Annotated in this window: 4 protein-coding genes; all 4 read right to left on the minus strand. The window is 66.8% G+C overall.

The features are described from left to right. Window positions 1-5 precede the first annotated feature (5 nt). On the minus strand, window positions 6-1,400 hold the full coding sequence (gene gltX, locus FVW20_RS07955) for a glutamate--tRNA ligase (RefSeq protein WP_196608992.1): 1,395 nt from the start codon (window positions 1,398-1,400) through the stop codon (window positions 6-8). 251 nt (window positions 1,401-1,651) lie between these two features. Continuing rightward, window positions 1,652-1,885: a NifU family protein gene (locus tag FVW20_RS07960; protein ID WP_012612141.1), complete on the minus strand. Its 234-nt coding sequence runs from the start codon at window positions 1,883-1,885 to the stop codon at window positions 1,652-1,654. Window positions 1,886-2,197: 312 nt separating this feature from the next. Next, window positions 2,198-3,097 carry a DUF2156 domain-containing protein gene (locus FVW20_RS07965; RefSeq protein WP_196608993.1) on the minus strand — a complete coding sequence of 300 codons (900 nt, stop codon included), beginning with the start codon at window positions 3,095-3,097 and terminating at the stop codon, window positions 2,198-2,200. Beyond that, window positions 3,084-4,505, minus strand: a complete 1,422-nt coding sequence (locus tag FVW20_RS07970; RefSeq protein ID WP_196608994.1) for an MATE family efflux transporter — start codon at window positions 4,503-4,505, stop codon at window positions 3,084-3,086. Before FVW20_RS07970 ends, FVW20_RS07965 begins: the two co-directional genes overlap by 14 nt. Between the last annotated feature and the right edge of the window lie 116 nt (window positions 4,506-4,621).

Below are 4,621 nucleotides of genomic sequence, written 5' to 3' on the forward strand. Positions count from 1 at the left end.
GGGGCCTAGCCCAGCGCAGCCGCCCGGTCGAGGCGGGCCAGGGTTTCGGCCCGGCCCAGCACTTCCATGATCTCGGGCAGGCCGGGGCCGCCCAGCGATCCGGCCAGGGCCACGCGCAGCGGCGGGCCAACCTGCTTGAACTTCAGTCCGCCCTGCTCCACGTAGTCGTGCACCACCTTTTCCAACGTGGCCTTGTCGAAGGGGTCGGCCTGATCCAGCAGCCCGCGCAGGGCCGCCACATGGGCCTTGCCCTCGGCGGTCAGGGCCTTGGCCACGGCGGCGGGATCATGCTCCAGCGCGGCGGCGTCCACCAGCATGAAACGCATCACCCTGGCCATGTCGGCCAGGTTCGAGGCACGCTCGCGGAACAGCGGCACCAGCGCGGCCAGCCGTTCCGGGGCCACGTCGAAGCCTTCCGCCTTCACGAAGGGAGCCGTCAGCCGGGCCAGTTCGTCCACCGGGGTTTCGCGCAGGTAATGGGCGTTCAGCCACTGCAGTTTGTCCGGGTCGAAGGCGGCGGGGGAACTGTTCAGGTTGTCGGTGGTGAACTTTTCCACCAGTTCCTGCAGCGCGAAGATTTCCTGGTCGCCGTACGACCAGCCAAGGCGCACCAGGTAGTTCACCAGCGCCTGGGGCAGCAGGCCGTCCTGCTCGTACTCGATGACCGCTCGGGCGCCGTGGCGCTTGGAGAGCTTCTTCTTGTCCGGCCCAAGGATCATGGGCACGTGGCCGAATACGGGCAGCGGCAGCCCCAGCGCCTGGTAGATCAGCACCTGCTTGGGCGTGTTGGACACGTGGTCGTCGCCGCGCAGCACATGGGTGACGCCCATGGTGGCGTCGTCCACCACCACGGCCAGGTTGTAGGTGGGCGCGCCGTCTGCCCGGCGCAGCACCATGTCGTCCAGTTCCGCCGCGTCGAAGGCCACGGTGCCCTTGACCATGTCCTCGAACACCACGCGCCCGGCCAGCGGGGCCTTCAGGCGCACCACCCTGCCAGGGCCGGGGCCAAGGCCGCGTTCGCGGCAGCGCCCGTCGTACTTGGGCTTCAGGCCGCGTTCACGCGCCGTTTCGCGCATCTGCTCCACTTCATCCGGCGTGCATTCGCACCAGTAGGCGTGGCCGGTTTCCAGCATGCGGTCGATGTAGCCGTTGTAGATGTCGAAACGCCTGCCCTGGTAGATGAGGTCGCCGTCCCAGTCCAGGCCCAGCCAGCGCATGGAAGCCAGGATGGAGTCGGTGTACTCCTGCAGCGAGCGTTCCTGGTCGGTGTCTTCGATGCGCAGCAGAAAGGTGCCGCCAAAGTGGCGGGCCAGCAGCCAATTGAAGATGGCGGTGCGTGCGCCGCCGATGTGCAGATGCCCGGTGGGGCTCGGCGCGAAGCGCGTGACGACCTTGGTCATGATGTTCTCCCCGTTCTTCGGGTGTCTGTATGGCGTGGAAAACGTGCAGGCGCCCGTCTGGATGTATGGACCTGTCTGGCTGCCTGTCGGATGGCGGGCGCATGCTGCGGACAGCGTGACCCGGGCGGTGTGACCCGGGCGGTGTGACCCGGACGGTGTGCCGAAAGATTGCGGCGCGTACCCGGAGCGCGGATGCGCCCGGCGCGGAAACGATGCGGAAAAGATGCAGGAAACGGCGCGCGGCGCGGAGGCTACACGGCCTCGACGCGCTTCACCTCGGCCACTTCCTTCAGCACCATGCGTTCCACGCCGCCCTTCAGGGTCTGCTGCGACATGGGGCAGCCCTTGCAGGCGCCGGTCAGGCGCACGCGGACCACGCCGTCGGCGGTGATTTCCACCAGTTCGACGTCGCCGCCGTCGCCCTGCAAGTAGGGACGGACCTTGTCGAGGGCTGCCTGTACCCTTTCATGAATGGCATCGGACATGGAAACCTCCTGAAGTTCCCCCACCAGAAAAAAGGAGAGGGGGACGGATGGCGCGCCGGGCAATGACATGTCTGGCAAGGGCGGCGAACGCCGCGCCCTTCTACTGCCTTCGGCGGCGGGGTGTCAAACGAGGGAGAATGGCAAATATGCTGGGGTGCAGGGGACGGCAGCCGTTATGCGAATCTTAGAGCATTGCCCTAACCGTCAGGTGAGCGAAGCAAACCTTACGGATAGGGACCGCAAAGCGCGGATGGCGATCGCAGCGCGCTGCAGCCCCCTGCCCGCCAGAGGCAGGCAGAAAACCGCCCGCTCCTACGCCGGGGCCACGTCCACCGCAAACTTCTTCAAAAAGCCCAGGGGATTGTAGCTTTCCTTGGCCTGCCGCAGGCCCAGGTCGTCCAGATCCTGCTCGCGGTTGATGTACCGGAAGCTCATGGCGTGCTCGCGCGCGTACAGGTTGTTGATGGCCTGGTACACGCCGCGATACTCCGGCTTGGCCTTCTCGAAGTGCACCACCAGCGTTTCGTCGTCCAGGCGCTCGCCCACGGTGTAGGCGATCATCTTGCCTTCCACGTACAAAGCCCCGCCGGAAAGCCCGGGAATCCTGTCCCAGTGCTCAAGCACCCTGCGCACGGCGGTGTTTTCAGCCACCAGCGCGTGCGATTCGTCGCACTCGCGCCACTTGCACCATTCCTCCTGCATGTCCAGCACCGCCTCTATGCAGTCGGACGTCATGGGATGGTACTCGTGCGGATAGGCCTTCAGAAAGCCGTTCACATGGTTCTTCTTCTTGTGGAACCTGTTGCCCTTCAACTCCGCCAGGTCCTGCGCGGCGTACAGGTAGTCCCACTGGCCGCGCGCCTCGGTCAGCGTCACCCGGTCGCCCAGGGCCTGCTGCCAATGCACGGCCAGCGATTCGGGCACGCGGATGAACCTCGCTCCCGCGGCCAGCAGCGCGCACTGGCGCCAGTCGGCATCCAGCCACGGCCCCACGGGCGCCCACCACACCGGTTCGGGCCGCGTCTGGCGCAGCCAGCACAGCCCGTGCGCAAAGGTCCATTCCAGGCCGTAGTATTCGGCCCAGCCCCAGACGTTGGTGAAACTGAAGTCCGACGCATGCTGCGGCGTGCGGGCAAAAAGTTCGAGATACTCGGCCATGCGGTCGAGCGAGACGGGCCGGAACTCTCCGGGGGTCAACTCACTGTCGGTCATGCGAGGCGGCTCCTTGTGGCGCGGCCTTGCGGCCATTGCGCCGGATCATGCTGAACCGGCTCCAGTCGTGCGTGTGGAACAACCACAACATGACCAGAGACTGGAACACCTGGGAAACGAACATGGCAAGAAATATCCCCGCCGCATCGCGCCACACCACATGGCCCATGACCCATGCCAGCGGCAGCCGCACGAACCACGTGGCCGAACCGTACACAAGAAAGGAGTACAAGGTGGCGCCCGCGCCGGTCATGACCCCGCCAAGGGTCATGCTGGCCACGGTGAAGGGGATGGAAACAAGGTTGTAGCGCAGATAGCTGACCACCTGGACGGCCACGGCGGGTTCCGGGGCCAGCCAGGCCGCGATGTCCGCCGTCCACGGCCACAGCAGCACGGCGAACACGCTCATGGATGCGCAGCCGATGCCCAGCAGGCGCAGGCTTACCCGCACCGCCTCCGGCTTGCGGCCCGCACCCAGCAGATGTCCCACCAGCACCGAGGCGGTCATGTTGAAGGCCAAGGCAGGCAGGAAGATGAACGATTCCACGCGCATGCCAGCCGTCATGCCCGCAAGGGCCGCCACGCTGCCCACAGGCAGCGACGCGGTAATGGAAAACAGCACCAGGTAGCCGAGGTTCCACATGATTTGCAGCCCTGCGGCAGGCATTGCCACGCGGATGAGATAGGGCGCGCCGCGCCGTATCCAGCGCAAGGGGGGAAACGAGGCACGTTGCAGCAGTTCGCGGTCGCGGACCAGCATGCCAAGGTTCAGCAAGGCCCCGATGACGATGGCGACGAACGTCGCCCAGGCCACCCCGGCATAGCCGTACGCGGGCAGGCCCCACAGCCCGAGGCCGAACCCCAGGGTGCCCCCGGCGTTGACGACGCACACCGCCACCATGGACAGCAGCGGCGCGATCATGCGCTTGCGGGCGCGGAACACCGCCCCGGTGATGGTGAACAGATAGTTGGCGGGCAGGCCCAGCAGGTACACTTTCCAGAAGTACGAGGCCACCGGCATGACCGGCTCCGGCACCTGCAACAGGCGCAGGAAGGGCTCTATGGTGCCCAGGCCCAACAGCATGATGCCCACGCCCACCGTGCAGCCCCCGGCCAGCACCATGCCCACGTAGCGCCGGGCGCGCGGCAGCAGCCCCGCGCCCAGCGCCTGGCTGATTGCCGCGACCCCGGCGTTGGCCCCGGCCACGGCAACCACCAGCAGAAAGAACAGGCACTGCGAGACGAGGCCGATGGCGGCCTGCACCTCTGGCTGGATGCGGCCTGCCACCCACACGTCGGTGAACCCGATGAGGAAGTGGAAAAGCATCATCAGCATCTGGGGCCATGTCAGCCGCCAGATGCCGACATAGGAAGCGTCGTCGCCCTGCGGGCGCGCGTGCTGCGACATCTCGTGCCGTCCGTTCGGTTCGGTGGTGGGCGTCGCACCCGCCCGCAGGCATGATCCGGCGCAGGGCACGGGGCGCCGCCGCCCGCATTACGGGTGGCCGTCTCCGTGGCCGGGCG

It is taken from the genome of Nitratidesulfovibrio oxamicus (genome assembly GCF_015731765.1).
Classification (GTDB): domain Bacteria; phylum Desulfobacterota; class Desulfovibrionia; order Desulfovibrionales; family Desulfovibrionaceae; genus Cupidesulfovibrio; species Cupidesulfovibrio oxamicus.

Excerpts from the sequence above, each read along its gene's own strand:
- gltX (WP_196608992.1), bottom strand. The coding sequence starts at position 1,400 with ATGACCAAGGTCGTCACGCGCTTCGCGCCGAGCCCCACCGGGCATCTG.
- FVW20_RS07960 (WP_012612141.1), bottom strand. The coding sequence starts at position 1,885 with ATGTCCGATGCCATTCATGAAAGGGTACAGGCAGCCCTCGACAAGGTC.
- FVW20_RS07965 (WP_196608993.1), bottom strand. The coding sequence starts at position 3,097 with ATGACCGACAGTGAGTTGACCCCCGGAGAGTTCCGGCCCGTCTCGCTC.
- FVW20_RS07970 (WP_196608994.1), bottom strand. The coding sequence starts at position 4,505 with ATGTCGCAGCACGCGCGCCCGCAGGGCGACGACGCTTCCTATGTCGGC.